At 73.4% G+C, this 21575-nt stretch carries 17 protein-coding genes; 11 read left to right on the top strand and 6 right to left on the bottom strand.

The window, feature by feature from the left end; all coding sequences use genetic code 11:
* Window positions 1-6: 6 nt before the first annotated feature.
* The gene (locus RB614_RS41770; RefSeq protein WP_308718267.1) at window positions 7-1197 is read right to left on the bottom strand and encodes a low temperature requirement protein A; all 1191 of its coding nucleotides are present in this window, start codon (window positions 1195-1197) and stop codon (window positions 7-9) included.
* 133 nt (window positions 1198-1330) lie between these two features.
* Between RB614_RS41770 and RB614_RS41765 the strand changes: the two genes are divergently transcribed.
* The 6 genes from RB614_RS41765 (at window position 1331) to RB614_RS41740 (ending at window position 7016) form a co-directional block, all read left to right on the top strand.
* Window positions 1331-2632, top strand: coding sequence for an L-fuconate dehydratase (locus tag RB614_RS41765; protein WP_308718266.1), 1302 nt, complete (start codon window positions 1331-1333; stop codon window positions 2630-2632).
* Window positions 2629-3378 (top strand): SDR family NAD(P)-dependent oxidoreductase, encoded by a 750-nt coding sequence (locus tag RB614_RS41760; protein WP_308718265.1) that lies wholly within the window; start codon window positions 2629-2631, stop codon window positions 3376-3378. Before RB614_RS41765 ends, RB614_RS41760 begins: the two co-directional genes overlap by 4 nt.
* Window positions 3379-3402: 24 nt before the next feature.
* Entirely contained in the window at window positions 3403-4374 is a 972-nt protein-coding gene (locus tag RB614_RS41755; RefSeq protein WP_308718264.1) for an aldo/keto reductase, read from the top strand.
* Window positions 4371-5225, top strand: a complete 855-nt coding sequence (locus RB614_RS41750; RefSeq protein WP_308718263.1) for an amidohydrolase family protein — start codon at window positions 4371-4373, stop codon at window positions 5223-5225. The genes RB614_RS41755 and RB614_RS41750 overlap by 4 nt, the downstream gene beginning before the upstream one ends.
* A gap of 77 nt (window positions 5226-5302) precedes the next feature.
* On the top strand, window positions 5303-5974 hold the full coding sequence (locus RB614_RS41745) for a FadR/GntR family transcriptional regulator (RefSeq protein ID WP_308718262.1): 672 nt from the start codon (window positions 5303-5305) through the stop codon (window positions 5972-5974).
* A gap of 46 nt (window positions 5975-6020) precedes the next feature.
* Window positions 6021-7016, top strand: coding sequence for an aldo/keto reductase (locus RB614_RS41740; protein WP_308718261.1), 996 nt, complete (start codon window positions 6021-6023; stop codon window positions 7014-7016).
* A 243-nt stretch (window positions 7017-7259) separates the two neighbouring features.
* On the opposite strand, the gene RB614_RS41735 is transcribed toward RB614_RS41740, so the two are convergent.
* Window positions 7260-8756 (bottom strand): PQQ-dependent sugar dehydrogenase, encoded by a 1497-nt coding sequence (locus RB614_RS41735; RefSeq protein ID WP_308718260.1) that lies wholly within the window; start codon window positions 8754-8756, stop codon window positions 7260-7262.
* Window positions 8757-8863: 107 nt separating this feature from the next.
* Between RB614_RS41735 and RB614_RS41730 the strand changes: the two genes are divergently transcribed.
* The gene (locus tag RB614_RS41730) at window positions 8864-10093 is read left to right on the top strand and encodes a cellulose-binding domain-containing protein (RefSeq protein ID WP_308718259.1); all 1230 of its coding nucleotides are present in this window, start codon (window positions 8864-8866) and stop codon (window positions 10091-10093) included.
* Between the two features lie 72 nt (window positions 10094-10165).
* Here the strand turns inward: RB614_RS41730 and RB614_RS41725 are convergent, their stop codons facing one another.
* A complete protein-coding gene (locus RB614_RS41725) occupies window positions 10166-10684 on the bottom strand; it encodes an SH3 domain-containing protein (protein ID WP_308718258.1) in 519 nt (172 codons plus the stop codon).
* Between the two features lie 561 nt (window positions 10685-11245).
* Between RB614_RS41725 and RB614_RS41720 the strand changes: the two genes are divergently transcribed.
* Window positions 11246-12520 carry an HNH endonuclease signature motif containing protein gene (locus RB614_RS41720; RefSeq protein WP_308718276.1) on the top strand — a complete coding sequence of 425 codons (1275 nt, stop codon included), beginning with the start codon at window positions 11246-11248 and terminating at the stop codon, window positions 12518-12520.
* Between the two features lie 173 nt (window positions 12521-12693).
* Here RB614_RS41720 and larC read toward each other — a convergent pair whose 3' ends face one another.
* On the bottom strand, window positions 12694-14304 hold the full coding sequence (gene larC, locus RB614_RS41715; RefSeq protein WP_308718257.1) for a nickel pincer cofactor biosynthesis protein LarC: 1611 nt from the start codon (window positions 14302-14304) through the stop codon (window positions 12694-12696).
* Entirely contained in the window at window positions 14301-15173 is an 873-nt protein-coding gene (gene larB, locus RB614_RS41710; RefSeq protein ID WP_308718256.1) for a nickel pincer cofactor biosynthesis protein LarB, read from the bottom strand. Before larB ends, larC begins: the two co-directional genes overlap by 4 nt.
* On the opposite strand from larB, the gene larE reads away from it, so the two are divergent.
* A complete protein-coding gene (gene larE / locus RB614_RS41705) occupies window positions 15172-16011 on the top strand; it encodes an ATP-dependent sacrificial sulfur transferase LarE (RefSeq protein ID WP_308718255.1) in 840 nt (279 codons plus the stop codon). The genes larB and larE overlap by 2 nt on opposite strands.
* An 8-nt stretch (window positions 16012-16019) precedes the next feature.
* Here the strand turns inward: larE and RB614_RS41700 are convergent, their stop codons facing one another.
* The gene (locus RB614_RS41700) at window positions 16020-16985 is read right to left on the bottom strand and encodes a fibronectin type III domain-containing protein (protein ID WP_308718254.1); all 966 of its coding nucleotides are present in this window, start codon (window positions 16983-16985) and stop codon (window positions 16020-16022) included.
* A 127-nt stretch (window positions 16986-17112) separates the two neighbouring features.
* Between RB614_RS41700 and RB614_RS41695 the strand changes: the two genes are divergently transcribed.
* Entirely contained in the window at window positions 17113-18507 is a 1395-nt protein-coding gene (locus tag RB614_RS41695) for a serine/threonine-protein kinase (protein ID WP_308718253.1), read from the top strand.
* Between the two features lie 166 nt (window positions 18508-18673).
* Complete coding sequence (locus tag RB614_RS41690; protein WP_308718252.1) at window positions 18674-21571, top strand: YfhO family protein; 2898 nt, start codon at window positions 18674-18676, stop codon at window positions 21569-21571.
* The last annotated feature ends 4 nt before the right edge of the window (window positions 21572-21575 follow it).

The following is a 21575-nucleotide window of genomic DNA, read 5'->3' as shown; positions in this document are numbered from 1 at the left end:
CGCGGGTCACGGGGTGCTGCCGACCGCCGGGCGGTTCTCCAGGTGGGCGGCGGCCACCGTCACCGCCACCAGCGCGGCCACCAGGAGCGCCACCGCCGGTACCGGCGCGGGGGTCAGCGGCGCGAGCAGCGCCAGCACGGCGGCCACGGGGTAGGCGGCGACGATCAGCCCGTGCTGGTGCGGGCGTACGTGCAGGAGCCAGACGCTGGACAGGTACAGGGCGACCGGCACCGCCACCGCGTACCCCACCGCGACACCGCCCAGGTGCGCCTCGTGGATCTCGTGGTCGACGGCCACCGACAGCCCGGCGCCGACGGCCGCGGCCGACGCGAAGATCAGGTAGTGGCCGTACCCCCAGAAGAGGGCGACCCGCATCGACGTGAGCAGGCCGCCGGCCGGGCGGTCGAAGTAGAGCCACCACATCCCGAACACGATCACGATCCCGGCGCCGGCGCCCCACAGCAGCCCGGCCAGCTCCTTGTGCTCGTCGACCGCGCTCTGTACGGCGATGCCCGCGGCCAGGATCGACTCGCCGAGCACGATGATCGTGAACAGCCCGTACCGCTCGGCGATGTGCTCCGGATGCCACGTCGTCTCGGCGACCCGCTCGGCCCAGATCGGCACCGCGAGCTCGGCCAGCACCAGCACCAGGAAACCGGGGACGAGCAGGTCGTCCGGGAGCGCGAGGCGCAGCACCCAGCCGACCTGGACCAGCGCGATGCCGATCGCGTACCGCCGGCCGCACGCCCGCCGCCCCGGATGCACGTCGGTGCGGGCGACCCGCAGCCACTGCGCGACCATGGCGAGTCGCATGAGCACGTAGCCGTACGTGATCACGGAGAAGTCGGCGTCCGCGAACGCGCGCGGCACTCCCGCGGCCAGCACCAGGGCGCCGGTGACCTGTACGAGCGTGGTGATCCGGTACAGGTCGTCGTCGGTGTCGTAGGCGGAGGCGAACCAGGTGAAGTTCATCCAGGCCCACCAGATCGCGAAGAACACCATCAGGTAGCTGGGCACCGCGTGCCCGATGTGGTCCTCGGCGACGTCGTGGTGCAGCTGGGCCGCCGCCTGCGCGACCGCGACCACGAAACACAGGTCGAAGAAGAGCTCGAGCGGCGTCGAGGCGCGGTGCGGCTCGTCCGGGCGGCGGGCCACCATCGGCCGGTACCAGGGGCGTCTCGCTGGCGTGTGGGTCACGATCGACACCCTAAGCCGCGGCGACGCCACCGGGTCGTACGAGCACGCGATCGCGGTAACGTCGGAGGGGCCGGCGATTCTCGCCCGCCGTGGCCCTTGTGCCGACCTCTGGCGGCTGATAAACATCGGATGTATGAGGATCGTCGCGCTGGACACCTACGACATCCGGTTCCCGACGTCCCGGGAGCTGGACGGCTCCGACGCGATGAACCCCGATCCCGACTACTCCGCCTCCTACGTGGTGCTCCGCACCGACGCGCCGGACGGCCACGAGGGGCACGGCTTCGCGTTCACCATCGGCCGCGGCAACGACGTGCAGTCCGCGGCGATCGCGGCCCTCGCGCCGTACCTGGTCGGCCGCCCCCTGGAGGCCACCCTCGGCGACCTCGGCGGGGTGTGGCGGGAGCTCGTGCACGACTCGCAGCTGCGCTGGCTCGGCCCGGAGAAGGGCGTGATGCACATGGCGGTCGCCGCCGTGGTCAACGCCCTCTGGGACCTCAAGGCCAAGCGCGCCGGCCTGCCGCTGTGGCGGCTGCTGTCCCGCATGTCGCCCGAGGAGCTGGTCGCCCTGGTCGACTTCCGGTACCTGAGCGACGCGCTCACCCCCGACGAGGCGCTCGACATCCTGCGCCGCGCCGAGCCCGGCCGCGCCGAGCGGGAGGAGGCGCTGCTCGCCGCCGGCTACCCCGCCTACACCACCTCGCCCGGCTGGCTCGGCTACGACGACGACAAGCTGCGCCGCCTCTGCAAGGAAGCGATCGAGCAGGGCTTCTCACAGGTCAAGCTCAAGGTCGGCGACGACCTCGCGGACGACCTGCGGCGGATGCGGATCGCCCGCGACGCCTGCGGGCCGGACGTGCGCATCGCCATCGACGCAAACCAGCGGTGGGACGTCGGCCCGGCCGTCGAGTGGGTACGCGCGCTCGCCGAGTTCGAGCCGTGGTGGGTGGAGGAGCCGACCAGCCCCGACGACGTGCTCGGCCACGCCACGATCGCCCGCCAGATCGCGCCGATCGGGGTGGCCACCGGCGAGCACGTGCAAAACCGCGTCGTCTTCAAGCAGCTGCTCCAGCTCGGTGCCGTGTCGTACGTGCAGATCGACGCGGCCCGGGTCGCCGGCGTCAACGAAAACGTGGCGATCCTGTTGCTGGCCGCCAAGTACGGCGTGCCGGTCTGCCCGCACGCCGGCGGGGTGGGGCTCTGCGAGCTGGTCCAGCATCTGTCCATGTTCGACTTCGTGGCCGTCTCGGCGAGCCTGGACGACCGGGTCATCGAGTACGTGGACCACCTGCACGAGCACTTCGTCGACCCGGTCGTCGTGCGGGCCGGCCGGTACGTCACGCCGACCGCGCCCGGCTTCAGCGCTACCATGCGGCCGGAGACGCTGGTCGACTACGCCTACCCGGACGGTCCAATGTGGAAGACACCCAGATGAACGACTTCGCGGGACTGCGGGCCCTGGTCACCGGCGGCGCGTCCGGCATCGGGCTGGCGACGGCCCGGCTGCTCGCCGCGCGCGGCGCCCGCGTGGCCTGCCTCGACCTCAAGCCCGACGGGCTCCCCGAGCCCCTGCTGGGATTCGGTTCCGACGTGCGCGACGACACGTCGGTGCGCGCCGGGGTCGCCACGGCGGCGGACGCGCTCGGCGGCCTCGACGTGCTGGTCAACAACGCCGGAATCGGCGCGCAGGGGACCGTCGAGACCAACCCCGACGACGAGTGGCTGCGGGTCTTCGACGTCAACGTGGTCGGCATCGTCCGGGTCACCCGGGCCGCGCTGCCGCACCTGCGCGCCTCCGACCACGCCGCGATCGTCAACACCTGCTCGATCGCGGCCACCGCCGGCCTGCCCGCCCGGGCGCTCTACAGCGCCAGCAAGGGCGCCGTGCAGTCGCTGACCCTGGCCATGGCCGCCGACCACGTGCGCGAGGGCATCCGGGTCAACTGCGTCAACCCCGGCACCGTCGACACGCCGTGGGTGCGCCGCCTGCTCGACCCCGCCGCCGACCCCGCCGCCGAGCTCGCCGCGCTCCGCGCCCGGCAGCCCACCGGACGCCTGGTCAGCGCCGAGGAGGTGGCCGCCGCGATCGCGTACCTCGCCAGCCCGGCCGCCGCCGCCACCACCGGCACCGCCCTCGCCGTCGACGGCGGCATGCAGGGCCTGCGCCTGCGCCAGCCCTAGGGCCTGAAGACATCGGAGGTGCGCATGGAGTTCGGCCGGCTGGGACTGGGCTGCGCCCAGCTCGGCAACCTCTACCGCGAGGTCGACGACGGCACCGCCGCCGCCACCGTGGCCGCCGCCTGGGACGCCGGCGTCCGCTTCTTCGACACCGCCCCGCACTACGGGCTCGGCCTCTCCGAGCGGCGGCTGGGCGCGGCGCTCCGCGCGTTCCCGCGGCCCGAGTTCGTGCTCAGCACCAAGGTCGGCCGCCGGCTCGTGCCCGACCCGGAGGGGGCCGGCCGCCGCGACAGCGAGGGCTTCGCGGTGCCCGCCGACCACCGCCGGGTGTGGGACTTCACCGCCGACGGGGTACGCCGTTCGCTCGACGAGAGCCTCGCCCGGCTCGGCCTCGACCGAGTCGACCTGGTGCTGGTCCACGACCCGGAGGACCACCTGGCGGCGGCGGTCGACGAGGCGTACCCGGCCCTGGCCGACCTGCGCTCCCAGGGCGTCGTGCGGGCGGTCGGGGTGGGCAGCAAGCAGGTGTCGGCGCTGCACCGCTTCGCCCGCGACACCGACGTCGACCTCGTGATGATCGCCGGGCGGTACACGCTGCTCGAACAGTCCGCCCTCGACACGCTCCTGCCGGAGTGCGGCCGCCGCGGCGTACGGGCGGTCGCCGCGGGCGTCTTCAACAGCGGGCTGCTCGCCGAGGACCGGCCGCACGAAGGGCTGCCCTACGACTACGGGTCGGCGCCGCCCGCCGTGCTCGACCGGGCCCGCGCGCTCGCCGCCGCCTGCGCCCGGCACGGCACGTCGCTGCCGGCCGCGGCGATCGCGTTCACGGCCGCGCATCCGGCGGTGGCCTCCGTCGTGGTCGGGGCCCAGGACCCCGACCAGGTACGGCGCAACGCCGCGCTCGCCACCGCCGACCCGCCGCCCGAGGAGCTCTGGGCCGACCTGGTCGCCGAGGGGCTGCTCCGCCCGGACGCGCCGGTGCCCGGGGGCCGGCCGTGACCGTGATCGACGCGCACCACCACCTCTGGGGCGCCGGCCAGGGGTACACCTGGCTGGAGGCGCCCGAGCTGGCCCCGATCCGGCGCACGTTCACGCCCGACGACCTGGCCGCCGCCGTCGACGGGACCGGCGTCACGCGGACCGTCCTGGTCGAGGGGGGCCGCTGCGACACCGCCGAGGCCGAGACGCTGCTCGGGTACGCGAAAGGGTCCCCGCTCATCGCCGGTGTGGTGGCCTGGGCCGACCCCGAGGATCCGGCGCTCGCCGACACCATCGCCGGCTACCGCGCCCTGCCCGGCGGCGAGCGCCTCGTCGGGATCCGGTCACAGGTGCAGGGGGAGCGCGACCACGGCTATCTGGACCGTGCCTCGGTGCGCCGCGGCCTTCGTACCATCGCGGCTGCTGGACTCCCCTTCGACCTGGTGTTGCGGCCGGACCAGATCGGCGCGGCGGCCCGGCTGGCCGGCGACCTGCCGGAGGTGCGCTTCGTGCTGGACCACCTCGGCAAGCCCTCGATCGGCGACGCCGCCGCCGGTTTCGGGCGGTGGCGCGGCCCGCTGGCCGCGCTCGCCGCCCACCCGAACGTGACCGCGAAGCTCTCCGGGCTGGTGACCGAGGCGAACCGGGCCCGGTGGATGGTGGGTGACCTCGCGCCGTTCGTGGCGGTGGCGGTCGACGCGTTCGGACCGGACCGGGTGATGTGGGGCTCGGACTGGCCGGTGTGCCTGCTCGCCGCCCCCTACGGCCGGGTCAGGGAAGCCCTGTCCGAGGCCCTGCCGCCGCTGAGCGCGGCCGAGCGGGCGGCGGTGTTCGGCGGGACGGCGGCGCGGACGTACGATCTGCAACCGTAGCCCCGGAGGCGGCCGGCACGAGTCGCGCGGCGAGGCGGAAGCGCGAGGGTTCCGGCGATCTTGGCGGGAGGCGACACATGGCGGTCACCGACGAGGCGATCGAAAAGATCAAAGGCATGATCGTGTCGGGGGAGATGCGCCCCGGCGACCGGCTGCCGCGCGAGGCGGATCTGGCCGAGCGGCTCGGGCTGTCCCGCAACTCCCTGCGCGAGGCGGTCAAGGCGCTCTCCCTGATCCGGGTGCTCGACGTGCGCCAGGGCGACGGCACGTACGTGACGAGCCTCGCGCCCGGCCTCCTGCTCGACGCGCTGAGCTTCGTGGTCGACTTCCACCGCGACGACACGGTGCTGGAGTTCTTCGAGGTGCGGCGGATCCTGGAGCCCTCGGCCACCGCCCTCGCCGCCCAGCGGATGACCGACGACGAGGTCGAGGGGCTGCGGGCGGTGCTCGCCGAGCTTGGCGACGACCCCACCATCGACGCGCTGGTCGCCAACGACCTCGAGTTTCACCGGCGGATCGCGGCCGGCTCCGGCAACAACGTGCTCTGCTCGCTCATCGACAGCCTCTCCGGCCCCACCACCCGGGCCCGCATCTGGCGCGGCCTCACCCAGGAGGGCGCGGTCGCCAAGACCCGCGAGCAGCACGCCGCGATCCTGGAGGCGATCGCCTCCCGCCAGCCGGAGCTGGCCCGCTCCTGGGCCACCGTCCACGTCGCGGGTGTCGAGGACTGGCTACGCCGGGCGCTCTGACTTTCTCTTTGACTTCGTGCGCGCTCTAGCGTCTACGGTCGCCGCCATGGATACCGTTGCACTCGGAAACACGGGCGAGCGGGTCAGCCAGCTCGCGCTCGGCGCCATGCTCATGGGCACCCGCACCGGCGAGGCCGACTCGTTCGAGATCCTCGACCGGTACCTGGCCGCCGGCGGGAGCTTCGTCGACACCGCCGACTGCTACGCCTGGTGGCCCGCCCCCGGCGACCGCGGCGGCGAGAGCGAGTCGCTGCTCGGCCGCTGGTTCGCCAAGCGCGGCCGCCGCGACGACGTCTTCCTCGCCACCAAGGGGAGCGCCTGGATAGCCGACCCCGAGGCGGTACGCGCCGGCCGGCGGTCGGCCAGCGACGCGTACGAGGGGGCCGGCGGCGACACCCTCCGCCGCGCGGTGGACGGCAGCCTGCGCCGGCTCGGCACCGACCACATCGACCTGTACTACGTGCACGTGGACGACCGCAGCACGCCGATCGAGGAGACGCTCCAGGCACTGGACGAGGTGGTCCGGGCCGGCAAGGTGCGGCACATCGGCTGGTCCAACGTGCGCACCTGGCGGCTGGAGCGGGTGCGGCAGATCGCCGACCGCAACGGCTGGCCGGCGCCGGTCGCGCTCCAGCAGCAGCACAGCTACCTGCGCCGCCGGGCCGGGCTCACCCATTCGTCCATCGTGGACGACGAGCAGCTGGACTACCTGCGGGCCAACCCGGAGGTCACACTGGTGGCGTACTCGCCGATCCTCAAGGGCATCTACGACGACCCGGAAAAGCGGCGCGGGCACGACATGATGGCCGCGTACGAGGGCCCGGACGCCGACGCCCGGCTGGCCGTCCTCACCGAGCTGGCGGGCGAGCTGGGCGTGACGCCCAACCAGCTCGTCGTCGCCTGGCTGCTCCACCAGACCGACCCGGCCCTGGTGACGCTGCTCGGCCCGCGGACGGTCGACCAGTTCGCGGCGGCGCTGCCCGCGCTCGACGTCAAGCTGGACGAGTCCCATCTGTCCAGACTGGACGCCGCCAGCGCCTAGCCGGGCCGACCTGGTCGTCCGGCGTGAGATTGTGAACCGCGGAGGGTGAGGCCGCGGGAAAGCACCCCAAGAAAACGCTCCGCTGCGCTCCACGTTTCCCCGGGGGCCCCGCGCAACGGTCCGGACCACCGCGGGCGTCGCGGTAGCTCGAAATGTGGGTTTGTCTTTGTCGTTGGGCGATCGGCCCGACGGGGGTGGGTCCGGCGGCCGGGCTCGGGACCGTGGGCCCGGCCGCCGGACTTCCTACCCGCAGGTGTTGCCGTTGAGGGTGAAGGCGGCCGGGGCCGGCTGCGCGCCGCCCGGGGTGCCCAGGAAGCCGAACTCCACTGTGGCGCCGGGGGCGATCGCGGCGTTCCAGGCGGCGTTCTTGGCGGAGACGGCGGCGCCGCTCTGCGTGACGGTGGCGTTCCAGGCGCTGGCGGCCCGCTGGGTGCCGGGGAAGGTCCAGCCGACCGTCCAGCCGTTCACCGGCTCGGTGCCGGTGTTGGTGAGCCTGACCGTCGCCCGGAAGCCGGTGCCCCAGGCCTGCGTCTCGTACGTGACGCGGCAGGCGACCGGCGGCGCGACCCGGCCGAACGACAGCTTGTGCAGCTGGCCGGGAAGGTCGTTGACCAGGTAGATCTCGCCGCTGGAGTCGACGCCGAGGCTGGTCGGCTGCACGATGTCGAGCGTGGTCAGCAGGCGGCTCTCGTGGCTGCCGTCGGCCAGTTCGCGGATGCCCCACACCGAGGCGGAGCAGTAGTCGGTGGCGAAGTAGGTGCCGCCGGCGATGTCCGCGAACTGGGTGCCGCGGTAGACGAACCCGCCGATCACCGCGCAGCCGTCGACCGAGGTCTGGTGGACGTGCACCGGGTCGACGTACGTCGCGTCGGCGACGCACCGGTCGGGGTTGAAGACCACCCGGCCCTCGCGGCAGGACCAGCCCATGTTGGCGCCGCCCTGGGCCGCGCCGAGGTGGTTGACCTCCTCCCACGTGCCCTGGCCGACGTCCGCGATCCAGAGCGAGCCGTCGCCGCCGGGGCGGGTGTCGAACGAGAAGCGCCACGGGTTGCGCAGGCCCCACGTCCAGATCTCCGGGCGGGCGCCGGCCTGCCCGACGAACGGGTTGTCCGCCGGCACGCAGTATGCCTGGGCGCCGCAGGTGCGGCTCACGTCCAGCCGCAGGATCTTGCCGAGCAGGGTGCCGAGGTTTTGCCCGCTGCCCAGCACGTCGTCGGCCGCGCCGCCGTCGCCGGTGCTCCAGTACAGGTAGCCGTCGCCGCCGAACGCGACCTGGCCGCCGTTGTGGTTGGAGAACTCGCTGTGCGCCTGGGTCAGGATGACCTGCTCGCCGGCGGCGTCGCCGAGGCGCACCCGGGAGAGGGTGAGGGTGCCGTCCGGGAGAGCGGTGTACGCCACGTAGACGAGCTGGGTGGTGGCGAAGTCGGGGGCCGGCGCGATGCCGAGCAGGCCGCGCTCGTTGCCGGATGTATCGACCTTCGAGCCGATGTCGAGGACGGGGTCGGCGGCGAGGCCGGTGGTGGGGTCGTAGAGCCGTACGGTGCCGAGCTTTTCGGTGACGAGCAGGCGGCCGCTGTCGATGCCGGCGATCGCGGTGGGGCGCTGCAGGCCGAACGCGACCTGCGTGGTGGTGACGGTTATCTGGTCGAGGGGAACGGCGGCGTGGGCGGGTGCCGCCGCGGCGAGCGGGACGGTGGTGGCCAGCGCCGCCAGGCCCGCAAGCCATCGAGGTCTGAACATATTTACTCCGATCGTTGACGGCACGATAGCATCCCGGTGATTATGTATGGACATCAAACTATGTGGCGGTCGCCGGGCGAGGTCGCACGAGCATGCGAAGGAGCATGATGAGACGCGCAGTCCTGACGTCCGGCGTCGTCGTGGCGTCGCTAGCCGGAGGCCTCCTGGTGGCGACATCCGCCGAAGCGGCGGTGGCCTGCCGGGTGAACTACTCCGTCACCTCGCAGTGGAGCGGCGGCTTCACCGCGAACGTCGGCATCACCAACCTCGGCGACCCGGTCGACGGGTGGCGGCTCACCTGGTCGTTCCCGACCGGGCAGTCGGTGGCGCAGGCGTGGAACGCGTCGGTCACCCAGAGCGGCGCCGCGGTCACGGCGACAAACGCGAGCTGGAACGGTTCGCTGGCCCCGAACGGCACGGCGTCGTTCGGCTTCAACGGCCAGTTCAGCACGACGAACACCAGCCCGACGGCGTTCTCCCTGAACGGTGTGGCGTGTACGGGGTCGGCTCCCACCACTCCACCCACCACTTCCCCGCCTCCTACGTCCGCGCCGCCCACTTCCGCGCCTCCCACGTCCGCGCCGCCTTCGACTGGATGGAACCCACCGTCCAATCTGGTCACTCCGCTGAACGAGGTGTGGGCGCACCAGGAGGAGACGTACAACAACGGCAACCTGTACGGGTTCCGCAACTACGGCTGGGACCAGATCATGGCCAACCGCGGGTACATCAACTACTGCGTGCGGTGGGACTCCACGGCGATCGTGACGACCCAGCTCCGGGACGAGATCCACGCGGCGCTGCAACGGCAGTACAAGAAGTGGATGGACGTGATGGTCGGCCACAACAACTGGCCGTACACGGACGTGCCGGTGCGGGTCGTCGGCTGGGCGGTGCGCGACCGCGCGCAGCTACAGTGGACGGACAGCTCGGTCGACATCTACGTCAACGACATCCGGGAAAACGCTCCACAGTGCTCAGAGCCATGTGGACGGTTCTTCAACCAGAGTGGCAACTACCCCAACTGCCCCGGCGGCGTGGCACGGCACTACGACCACTCGCTGTGGCTGACCGACGGCTTCGGCGGCGGCGCCGGCGGTGACTGGGGCCAGCGGATGGGGCGGGAGTACTTCGTCAACGCCCGCAACTCGGACAGCATCACCATCTTCCTGCACGAGCTGGGGCACACGTACGGCCTGGACGACTTCTACGACTGGACGCCGACCGGGCAGTGCTGCTTCATCATGAAGGCCGGCAGCTCGTCGACCATCACCGAGTTCGACCGCTGGATGTTCCGCGACTGGTGGCGCCATCTGAAGTCGCGCTACGGGTATTAAGTCACGCTAGGGATATTAGGGTCTTAGCTCTCGCTGTTGTCTTTGGTCCTCATCTTTTTCGGCGTCTTTCGTTCAGCAGGTGGCTACGTCCACGGGTGTCGTCAGGTACGAGTGGACGTAGCCGCCGCTGGCGAGGCTCAGCCACATCGAGCCGTACTTGTCGCTGCCGTAGGTGGGCTCGCCGGTCACCCAGCAGAGCACGTCCACCTGGGTACCGGCGGGCAGGTCGGCCAGCACCGTGGACGTGGTGTCGGGCAGGGCCCGCAGGTTCGCCTCCTGTTTGAGGGTGGCGAGCTGCCCGAGCGGCGCGTACCCCTCGGGCACCGCGTACGGCACCGGCACCGGTACGGGTACCGGCACGACCCGCGGCGCCGCGGGCGGTGGCGGCTGGGCCGGTGCCGCCGGCGCGGCCGTCGTCGCCGGCGGTGCGGCCGGGGTGGACTGGGCGGGTGCGGCTGGCGTGGTCTGCGCGGGTGCGGCCGGTGTGGTCTGCGCGGGTGCGGCCTGGCCGACCGGCTGGTCCGGTGACTGGTTGCAGCCAGCGGCGATCAGGACGGCGAAGGCGGCCACGGCGCTGGATTCGCGAAGCACTGCTGCCTCCCAGGGCTGGGAGTTGTGTGATGGTCGGTGGCTCGTTCGGCTGGGGCCTCGCTTTGGGGTGTGGCCTGTTGAGGTGGCCCGTGGTGCGCGCGACCCGTCCCGCGGCGACCGCTCGTCGCGGGACTGCTGCCCGCGGGCGTCTTGCCTCGTACCGCAGAGGTTCGCCGTGGTGGCCGGGTGCTTCGCGGCCGCCGCTGGGTGGTCGATGAGCCCCGGTGGCGCGCACCGCCCTGTGCCCTTCTTCCCGTGGATCAGCTCGCTCTTCTTCCCGTGGGTCAACCCGGCTGGGCGCGTTGAGGTGATTGCCCGTGGTGGTGGGTGCGCTCGCTCCAGCTTCCGGTGATGAAGTGTCCGGAGACCCGTCGCGCTGGGAAATGCGTGGTTGGCTCCTTGAGCTACGACGGCGTTACGAGGCACTTAATAGCGTTCGGTGCGGCAGCGGCCTCTTATTGCCACACTATCGGTCGGTAGCTCAAAATATTCTCCATTCACTTTGTGCTGATAGCGCGTAACCAATTTCCCTTGATCGACGAATATGACTGGTGGTCTTGGGTGTGGGTGGGGGAGAATCAATGGGTGTTGGTCGACGTGTTGGCAGAGCTTCAAACGCTCGCCGGTAAATGCGCTGACGCGCCCACCTGGCCGCTTTCCGACACCGCGCTAGTCGATTCTCTGGACGCCATCCACCAAATCACCGCGACCGTTGCCGCGGTGCAGGTGCATCTGGTTCGGGAAATCGACGGCCGTGGCCTACCCGTCGCCCAGCACGCGTCGGGCACCGTCCAGTGGCTGCGTGAGCATCTGCGGATCAGCATCCACGCCGCCAAACGCCTCGTCGACCTGGCCCACACCCTCGACCAACGCCCCGCCCTCGACACCGCCCTCGCCTGCGCCGCGGTCAACGTGGAGCAGGCCACCGTCGTAGCCGCCGCGCTGGCGCAACTGCCCGCCGACCTCGACCCGCAGCTGATCGGCGAGGCCGAGGCGGTGCTGATCGGGCAGGCCAGCCGCTACGAGCCCACCATCCTGCGCAAAGCCGGACAGCGGATCCTCACCCACGTCGCACCCGAAATAGCCGACGCCGCAGACGCCGCCGCCCTACAACGCCTGGAAGCCCGAGCCCAGCAAACCCGCGCGCTGCACCTGACCCGCCAAGGTGACGGTCGGGTCCGTCTCACCGGCTGGCTCGACGAAACCGCCGCCGCCACCGTCAACGCCGCCCTGGACCCACTGTGCGCACCCCGCCACGACCATGAGCCCCGCACCCCCGCCCAACGCCGCGCGGACGCCCTGGTCGAGGTCTGCGACCTGGCCACCCGCACCGACTCGTTGCCGGACAACGGTGGGCAGCGGCCGCACGTGGTGGTCACCATCCCCTACGACCTACTCCACCAACAACTCGGTGTCGGGACGTTGGACACCGGCGGCCGGCTCAGCGCCGAACAGGTCCGCCGGCTCGCCTGCGACGCCCACATCCTCCCCGCCGTGCTCGGCGGCGACGGGCAAATCCTCGACCTGGGCCGGACCCGCCGGCTGATCACCGGACCGTTGCGGCGGGCCCTGGAACTACGCGACGGTGGCTGCGCCTTCCCCGGCTGTGACCGACCACCCCGCTGGTGCCACGCACACCACATCCGCCCCTGGGTCGACGGCGGACCCACCACCCTGGCCAACAGCGTCCTACTCTGCGGCTACCACCACCGTGTCGTCCACCGTGGACACTGGACCGTCCAACTCGACGCGGACGCACGGCCCGAGTTCATCCCACCCTCCTACGTCGACCAGCGGCAACGTCCCCGCCGCAACCTCTACCACCACCGGACGTGACGAACCCAGGGGTGCATGCGGGCCCTCATCCCGTTATCCCAGAGTTCCAAATCGACGCGCGGTCCGCAGGGAGTTGGCTCTCGCGCGAGGACACGCGGGCGAGCAGGCACGGCAGGGGACGGCCGGGATGCGGTCGCGAGAGCCGCCGAGGCGGAGCTGTGTGCGGGAGCGACTCAGTGACGCGGACCAGCCTCCGGCGCGGGCGGATCGCCCTCGTGCGGGCGGGTGGCGGAGGCGGGTCCGTGCGGCGCGGCGGCCCCGGCGTGGGGTGCGGAGGCTGCGGCCTGAGGTGCGGAGGCTGCGGCCTGAGGTGCGGAGGCCGGGGTGTGGGGTGCGGAGGCGGGGATGGTCGGCGCGGAGCCTGCGGTGCGGGGCGTGGAGGCTGCGGCGCGGGCGGCGTCCAGGACGTCCGTGACGGGGATGCCGGCGGCGCGGGCGGCGGCGAGCGCGTCGTCGTACTCGGGTTGGGCGGTTACGACGTCGTCGCCGAGGAAGGCGCGCTTCACGCGGACCTCGCTCCCCGCGACCAGGACCGTTACGGTGTCGCGGTTCAGCGCGCGGCGGCTGACCGGATGTACGCGCACGCCCAGCGTGGTGGTCCAGGTGAAGACGAGGCGGCAGGTCAGGTCGAGCCGTGCGGGGTCGACCAGCACGGTCAGCACCTGGCCGGGGCGGCCCTTGCGCATCAGGGCCGGCACGCACCAGGCATCCGCGGCGCCGATCGACCGCAGTTCCTCCAGGAGGTCGGGCCATATGCGGGGGTCGAGGTCGTCCACTGTGGCCTCGACCTGGAGGAGTTCGGTATCCCGCCAGTCCAGGTCCGACGCCGCGGGCGCGACGGACGCCGACGACGAGACCACGGATGACGAGGCCGCGGATGACGAGGCCGCGGATGACGAGACCGCGGATGACGAGGCCGCGGGCGGCAAGGCTGCGGACGCCGCAGAGTGACTGGGCGACGAGGCCACCGACGCATCGGACGACCAAACCACGGACGCCGGCATCGCAGGTGGGCCGGACGCCGAGACCATGGCGGATGCCGACGGCGCCCTGGTCGGCGTGGCGGTGCCGACGAGTACGCGGAGTACGTTGGCGTGGCTGGGCGGGTCGGCCGTACCGGCGCCCACGCCTGCCGCGTACGGGGTCATCGCCGGGGGTGGACCCCAGGCGGTGGCGAGCGTCGTCAGCAGCGCGGCGCCCGTCGGGGTGCAGAGTTCCATCGTGGCGGAGTGGGCGGCCAGCGGAGCGCCGGCCGCGGTCAGGAGCTCGGCGACCGCGGGGGCGGGTACCGGAAGGGGGCCGTGTGCGGTGCGGACGGTGCCGGAGCCGACGGCGACCGGTGACACCACGCGGACCGCGCCTTCCAGCAGGCGTAGGTCGTGCAGGGCCAGCGCGCAGCCGGCCACGTCGGCGATCGCGTCCAGGGCGCCCACCTCGTGGAAGTGTACGTCGTCCACAGTGGACCCGTGCACCCGCGCCTCCGCCTGGGCGAGCCGGGTGAAGACCGCGGAGGCGAAGGAGAGGACCGGGGCGGGCAAGGGGCCCAGGACGGCGAGCACATCAGACAGTCCACGGTGGACGTCGGTGTCAGCCGCGTCGACGCGGACGTGGGAGGCGCGGAAGCCGTGGCGGCGTACGGGGGAGAGGTCGACGGAGATCGGCAGGTCCAGGGACGCCAGGCCGGAGCGGACCGCGTCCAGCGAGGCGCCGGCGTCGAGCAGGGCGGCCAGCAGCATGTCGCCGGCCGCGCCGTTCGAGGCGTCCACCCAGAGCGCGCGGGTCATCGGGAGCGCCGGGCGATGCGGGCCGCGGCCACGCCGGCGCCGAAACCGTTGTCGACGTTCACGGTGACGACGCCGGGCGCGCAGCTGTTGAGCGTGGCCAGCCAGGCGGTGAGGCCCTCCAGGTGCCAGCCGTATCCGACGCTGGTCGGAACGGCGATCAGCGGTGCGCCGGTGAGGCCGCCGATGACCGATGGGAGGGCGGCCTCCATCCCGGCGACCGCGACGACGGCGTCGGCCGTGTCGATGCGGTCGCGTTGGGCGAGGAGGCGGTGCAGGCCGGCGACGCCGACGTCGAGGATCAGGTCGGGGTCGGCGCCGAAGACGCGCACGGTCGTGACGCATTCGCGGACCACCGGCAGGTCGGCCGTGCCGGCGCCGACCACGGCGACCCGGCCGTGCGGGGCGCGCGGCTTGCCGAGCACCGCTGTGCGGGCGACCTCGTCCAGGTCGGCGTCGGGCAGTTCGGCGCGGACGAGGGCGACGGCGTCGTCGTCGAGGCGGGTGGCGAGCACGGCCCCGTCGGGATGCGCCTCGTGCAGCGCCCGCAGCGCCGCCACCACCTGCGCCGGCGTCTTGCCCCGGCCGAAGACCACCTCCGGGTCGCCGGTCCGCGCGGCCCGCTGCAGATCCAGCCGGGCGAAGCCGAGATCCGCGACCTCGGCCCCGTCACGGGCAGGGGCCCGGTCGGCGAGGCCGAGATCCGCGGCCTCCGCGCCGCCAAGATCCGCGACCTCGGCAGCGCCACGCGCGGAGGCCCGATCGGCGAAGCCAAGATCCGCGGCCTCGGCCCCGTTACGGGCAGGGGCCCGACCGGCCAAGCCGAGATCCGCGAGCTCCGCGCCGCTCCCGTTTGGGTACCGTTCAGTCATGCTGCCCCCCTACACGGCCGACCGCCTGGTCACCGAAATCGCAGGATACGGCCGGACGCTGGTGGCGTTCTCCGGCGGCGTCGACTCCAGCGTGGTCCTGGCCGCCGCCGCGCGGGCGTTGGGCCCCGGTGGGGTGGCGGCCGTCACGGCGGTCTCGCCCGCGGTGCCGGCGGCGGAGGTGGCGGAGGCGGCGGAGTTCTGCGCGCGGCTCGGCGTCGCGCACCACGCGGTCGAGACGCGCGAGCTGGACGTGGCCGGCTACCGGGAGAACGGGCCGCGCCGCTGCTACTTCTGCAAGAGTACGCTGCTCGACACCGCCCGGCGGGTGGCGGCCGAGCACGGGTTCGACGCGGTCGCGACCGGCACCAACGCCTCCGACGTCGCGGCCGGGTTCCGGCCCGGCATTCGCGCGGCCGCCGAGCGCGGCGCGCGTACCCCGTTGGCTGATCTCGGGTTGGACAAGGCCGCGGTCCGGGCGATCGCCCGGGTCTGGGATCTGCGCACCGCGGACAAACCGGCGGCGGCGTGCCTGTCCAGCCGGATCGCGTACGGGGTCTCGATCACGCCCGCCCGGCTGGCCCGGGTGGAGCGGGCGGAGGCCGCCGCCCGCCGCTTGCTCGCCGCCCATCATGTCCACAATGTCCGGGTACGGGATCTGGGCGCCACCGCCCGCCTCGAAGTCGACGCGCACGTGGTCGACGCCGCGCGCGACGACGCCGCCCTGCACGCGGCGATCCGGGCGGCGGGGTTCGACGGGGCGGAGGTGGCGGTGGAGCCGTTCCGCTCCGGGTCGATGAACGAGATGCTCGCCGACCCGGAGCGGTGGAGGAGCGCCTGACCAACCGGTCAGCACTCCTGGAAGGGGCTGGTCACGGCGTTGCTCGGCGCGGACGCGTTGCCGGCGCGGTCGACCGCCCGGACGGCGAACGTGTTCAGCCCGTCCACGCTGCCGTGGTAGGCGAACGTGCTGGTCACGCCGGTGACGATCCGCTGGACCCCGCCGTTGACGACGATCTCGTACTCGATCGCCGACGCCGGCTCGACGTTGTCGGTGGAGGCGGTCCAGACGAGGTCGACGTCGCAGCCGCTGTCCCGGGTGATCCGCAGCCCGCCGGGCGCGGTCGGCGGTGACGTGTCGGTGCTCGGCTGGGTGGTCGCGGTGGCGGCGTTGCTCGGCGGCGAGAGGTTGCCGGCCGCGTCGGCCGCCCGCACCGTGAACGTGTACGTGGTGCCCGGCGTGAGGCGGCGGACGGTCCGGGCGAGGCCGGCGGTCGCGGTGGGCGCGAGGAACTCCCACGGCGCGCCGTTCACGAAGATCCGGTAGCCCGGCGAGCCGGCGTCGTCGGTCGACGCCGTCCAGGACAGCGCGGCGGTCGACTGCGTGACGCCGGTGACCGTCAGCACCGGCGCGGTGGGCGGCGACGTGTCGGGCGTGGTCGTCGCGGTCACCCGGTTGCTCGGCGCGGAACGGTTGCCGGCCTTGTCCTCGGCCACGATCCAGTACGTCCTCGTGAAGCCCCGCACCCCGATCTCGTCGGTCTCGGTGGTGGACGAGGGGGAGTGGTACAGGCCCCACTCGCCGACGCTCGACGACTGGTACACGATGTACGCGTTGAGCCCGCCGGCGTCCCGCGACGCGTCCCACGCCAGCGAGATCGTGGTCGGCGTGACGCCGGTGACGCGCAGGTTGGCCGGCGCGGTCGGCGGGGTGCGGTCGCGGCCCGCGGCACCGGCCGGCACCGCGGTCGCCGCCACGAGCAGCGCGGCCGACGCCACGCAGACCGCGGCCCGCGCCCAGGTCCTCATCCTCATACGTCCTCCTCGGGGGTTGGTGCCTCCTGCCACAAAGCTGACCGGCGGGCGTCAAGGACCTGTCAAGGCGGAGTCGAGCGTCACTCCGGATGGATGGACGCGGGCTGATTGGGGTAGGGATTGGACCGTGCTGCGCTCCGGAGTATCCCTCGACGACCGCTACCGCCTCGAGGAACGCGTCGCCACCGGTGGGATGGGCGACGTGTGGCGGGCCACCGACCTCACCCTCGGCCGCACCGTAGCGGTCAAGGTGCTGCTGCCCAGCCTCTCCGCCGACCCCGGGTTCGGGGCGCGCTTCCTGGCCGAGTCGCGGATGCTCGCCGCGGTACGCCATCCCGGCGTCGTCCAGGTGTACGACCGCGGCGACTGCGAGCTGCCCGACGGCGGGCGCGCCACGTACCTGGTGATGGAGTTCGTCGACGGCGAACCGCTCTCCGCGCGCCTGGACCGCGAGGAGCGGCTGCCCGCCGCCGAGGCGATGCGGATCGTGGCCGAGGCGGCCCGGGCGCTCGACGCGGTACACGCCGGCGGCATCGTGCACCGCGACGTCAAGCCCAGCAACCTGCTGCTGCGCCCGGACGGGAGCGTGGTGCTGCTCGACTTCGGCGTGGCCCGCTCGACCGCCGTCACCAGCGTCACCGGCACCAACGCGGGCGTGCTCGGCACCGCCCTCTACATGGCGCCCGAGCAGGCCCGCCGCCAGTCGCTGTCGCCGGCCACCGACGTGTACGCGCTCGGCGCCGTCGCCTACCACGCGCTGGCCGGGCACCCGCCGTTCATGGGGGACAACCCGGTCGCGGTCGCGATGATGCACCTCGACACGCCCCCGCCCGACCTGCCCGTGGACGTGCCGCCGGCGGTCCGGGCCGTGGTGCTGCGGGCGCTGGAGAAGGACCCGGCCGAGCGGTACCGAAGCGGCGCCTCGCTGGCCGCGGCGGCGCTCTCCGCGGTCGGCGCCGGCCCGCTCGCGACCACGGCCGAGATGGCGGCGGGCGACCCGGACGAGACCGCGCCGGTCCCGGTCAACGGCGCCGGCCGGGCGGCCATCCCGGTCGCGCGTCCCGCCGGCCCGGGCGAGACCGGCGCGCTGCCGCCGGCCCGCGTCGCCGGCGGTGGGAGCCGGCGCCGCAACCTGGCCATCGCGGGCGCGCTCGCCGGCGCCGGCCTGGCCGTCCTCGTCGCGCTCGTGATCTTCCTGCCGGACGGCGGCACGCCGCCGGCGGATGGCGTGACCCCCACCGCACCCTCCGCGACCTCGGTGGCCACGAGCCGCCCCGCCGGCCAGGAGCAGCCGGACCGGACCGGCGACACCGGCGGCGGCACCGCGAGCGAGGCCCCGCCCACCGGCGAGCCGACGGGCAGCCCGGAGCCGACCGCGGAGCCGTCGACCCCGGACGCCGAGACGACCTCGCCCGACGAACCGGAACCCACCGGCAGCGACGGCGGCGGCGAGCCCAGCCCGGGCGACGACGGCGGCTCACCGCCACCCGCCGCCGAGGGCACCCCGCGCGCCGCCGGCTAGCGCGCACCGGTGCCGTTCTCGAACAACAGATTCGAGCTACCGCGACGTCCGCGGTGGTCCGGACCGTTGCTCCCGCCACGTCACCCTCCGCGGTCCACAACCCCCGAACCCCCGACGCGCGGCGGGACCGGGCGACCGGGCGGGGCGTGATAGCGTGCCGGGCTAAATGGCCACGAGCACGATCGGCGCCGTCGAGCGCTCCGATTCCACCACCGCCGCGCCACCGCCGGATCGACCGGCGCGCTGGTGGCGGCGCCTTCCCGACCCGGTCGTCTGCGCGGTCGTGATCGCGATCGCCGCGTTCGCCGTGCTCGGGATCGGCTCGCCGCTCTGGGGGCGCACCTCACTCGTCGAGACCGGCCTGCTCAACCACGTCAGCCCGTACACGGACACGCAGTTTCGCGGCATCGGGCAGCAGACCCTCGACCTGGGCGACACGGTCGACAGCGCGATCCCGAGCGCCGGGCTCTTCGGCGACGCGATCCGTGACGGGGAGTACCCGTCCTGGAACCCGTACGTGCTGGGCGGCACCCCGCTGGGCGGTACCCCCAATCCTGGGCTCGCCTCGCCGGTGGCGCTGCCGTTCTGGTTCCTGCCGGCGTGGCTGGCGCCCGCGTTCGTCAAGCTGCTCGAGATCATCGTGGCCGTCGGCGGGGCGTACCTCTTCCTGCGGCTGCTCCGCCTCGGCCGGGCGGCGGCGCTGCTCGGCGGCCTCGCCTACGCCACGAGCGCGTTCATGGTGGTCTGGACGAACTGGCCGCAGTCGCGGGTCGCCGCGTTCATCCCGGCGCTCTTCTGGGCCCTGGAACGGATCGTGCGACATCGCCGCGTCCGCGACCTCGCCCTCCTCGCGCTCGTCGTGGCCGCGCTGCTGCTCGGCGGCTTCCCGTCCGTCACCGGGTACGCGCTGCTCACCGGCGCCTGCTACGTGGCCGTACGCGCCGCGGCGGAGAATCCGGGCGCCTTCCGCCGGATTGCCGGCACGCTCTGCCTCGCCGCCGGCGGTGTGCTCGCCGGCGTCGCGCTCGTCGCGGCCCAGCTCGTGCCCTGGGCCAGCGTGATGTCGACCGTGCTGGTCCGCGGGCGGGAGCAGACGGCCGACCTGCACATCCCGTTCGAGCTGCTGCTGACCACCGTCGCGCCGTACGCGTTCGGCACCACCGACCCGGCCAACCCGCCCAACTACTACCACGTGCGGATCTTCCTGGAGGAGGTCTCGTACGTCGGCGCGGCCGTCCTCGTGCTCGCCGTCGTCGCGGTCGCGCTGGCCCGCTCCGGCCGGGCGGTACTGCCCCGGGCCACCTGGGCGTTCTTCGTCGCCGCGACGCTGCTGTGGGGCGTCGTGATCTACAGCGGCGGGCCGCTGCTCGCGCTCCTGCAGAAGCTGCCGTACCTCTTCTCCGACAACTCCGTCGAGCGGGCCCGCAGCATCCTCGGCTTCCTCGTGGCGGTGCTCGCCGCGGCCGGCTTCGAGGTGCTGCTGCGCCGCCGCCGCGAGGCCACCTCGCCCGCCCGCAAGCTCTACGCGGTGGCGGTCTGGGCGGTCGTCGCGGCGGGCGGCGCGGCCGCGTACCTGATCGGGCGCGACTTCGCCAACACGGCCGCCCAGCACCGCGTGTCGTTCCTCGGCGGCCACTACGTCGCCAAGCTCAACGCCGAGATGCTCCAAGGGCTGGCCTTCGTCGCGGTCGCCCTGGCCTGCGCCCTGCTGCTGTGGTGGGGGCCGAGACACGCGACGTTCCGGGTGGCGGTCGCCGCGCTCATCCCCGTGCTCGTCGCGGTCCAGGCCCTCATCTGGGTACGGCCGTACTACCCCCGCACCGAGCGGGAGAACTTCTACCCGGTCACCGGCGTCCACACGTACCTGGCGCAGCACCTGGACCACGAGCGCTGGTTCGGCAGCAACAACGCGCTGTTCGGCGGCATCCACACGCAGCACCGGCTGCGCGCGCTGCACGGGCACTCCTTTGTGGACGAACGCTTCGGCGAGCTGCTGGAGGCGATGCCGGGGCGGCAGTTCAGCCCGCCGCCCAAGCCGGCCACCTACCTGCGTACCGAGCCGCTCGACGGTGCGCCGCCGACCAGCCCGATCCTCGACCTGCTGAGCGTGACCCACTACGTGACGCCGCCGGAGCGGGTGCCGTTCGGCCCGCAGCGGGTGGACGCGGGTGACGGCAGCAGCGCGTCGCTCCGCCCCGGGCAGACGGTCAGCGTCGCGGTGCCGGGCGGCGGTCCACTGCGCGCCGTCGCCGTCACACCCGTCACGGACGGCATCAGCCAGACCCGCCGTACCCGGATCGGGATTGTCCTGAAGGACGGAGCCGGCGCTGTCGTCGCGGAGGCCGAGCGCTACGACCGCGGCATCGCCGCGGGCAAGCCCTTCTACGTCCCGCTGGCCGCGGAGGCGGCGCGGGGTCCGCTCACCGCGGAGATCACCCTCCGTGACGGCCCGGCGCTCGCGGTGGCGGGCCGCGCCGGGAAGCCGGCGCTCTCCGTCGTGGCCCCGGCCGACGACGGGCTCCGCCTCGTGTACGACGACGCGGCGGTGATCTACGAGCGCACCCGCGCGCTTCCCCGGGTGCGGTGGGCGTCGCGGGCCACCGTCGAGCCCTCCGCCGAACGCCGCCTCGAACGCCTCGCCGCCGGCACCGTCGCCCCGGACGAGGTGCTGCTCGACCGGGCCGGCCCGGCCGCCGCCGGCGCGCCCGCCGAGGTGCGGTGGGTGCAGGACGGCTTCGACGACATGGAGGTGGCGGTCGACGCGGCGGGCGCCGGGTACGTGGTGCTCGCCGACGCGATCCAGCCGACCTGGCAGGTCACGGTCGACGGAAAGCGGGCCGACCTGGTCCGCGCCGACCACGGCCTGGCCGCGGTGGCGGTGCCGGCGGGGGAGCACACGGTGCGGTTCAGCTACGCGCCGCGCGGGCACGACCTGGGCCGCTGGGTGACCGTCCTCGCCATCGCCGGCCTCCTGCTGGCCGTGCTGGGCGAGTGGTGGTGGCTGCGCCGCCGGCGTCCGGCCATTCCGGCTCCACGCCTGGCGCAGCGGGAGTCCTCTGACTAAGGTC

It is taken from the genome of Phytohabitans maris, assembly GCF_031085175.1.
In the GTDB taxonomy this organism is placed as follows: domain Bacteria; phylum Actinomycetota; class Actinomycetes; order Mycobacteriales; family Micromonosporaceae; genus Phytohabitans; species Phytohabitans maris.
Note: the sequence above shows the minus strand (reverse complement) of the source record. Positions and strands in the feature narration are given on the sequence as shown.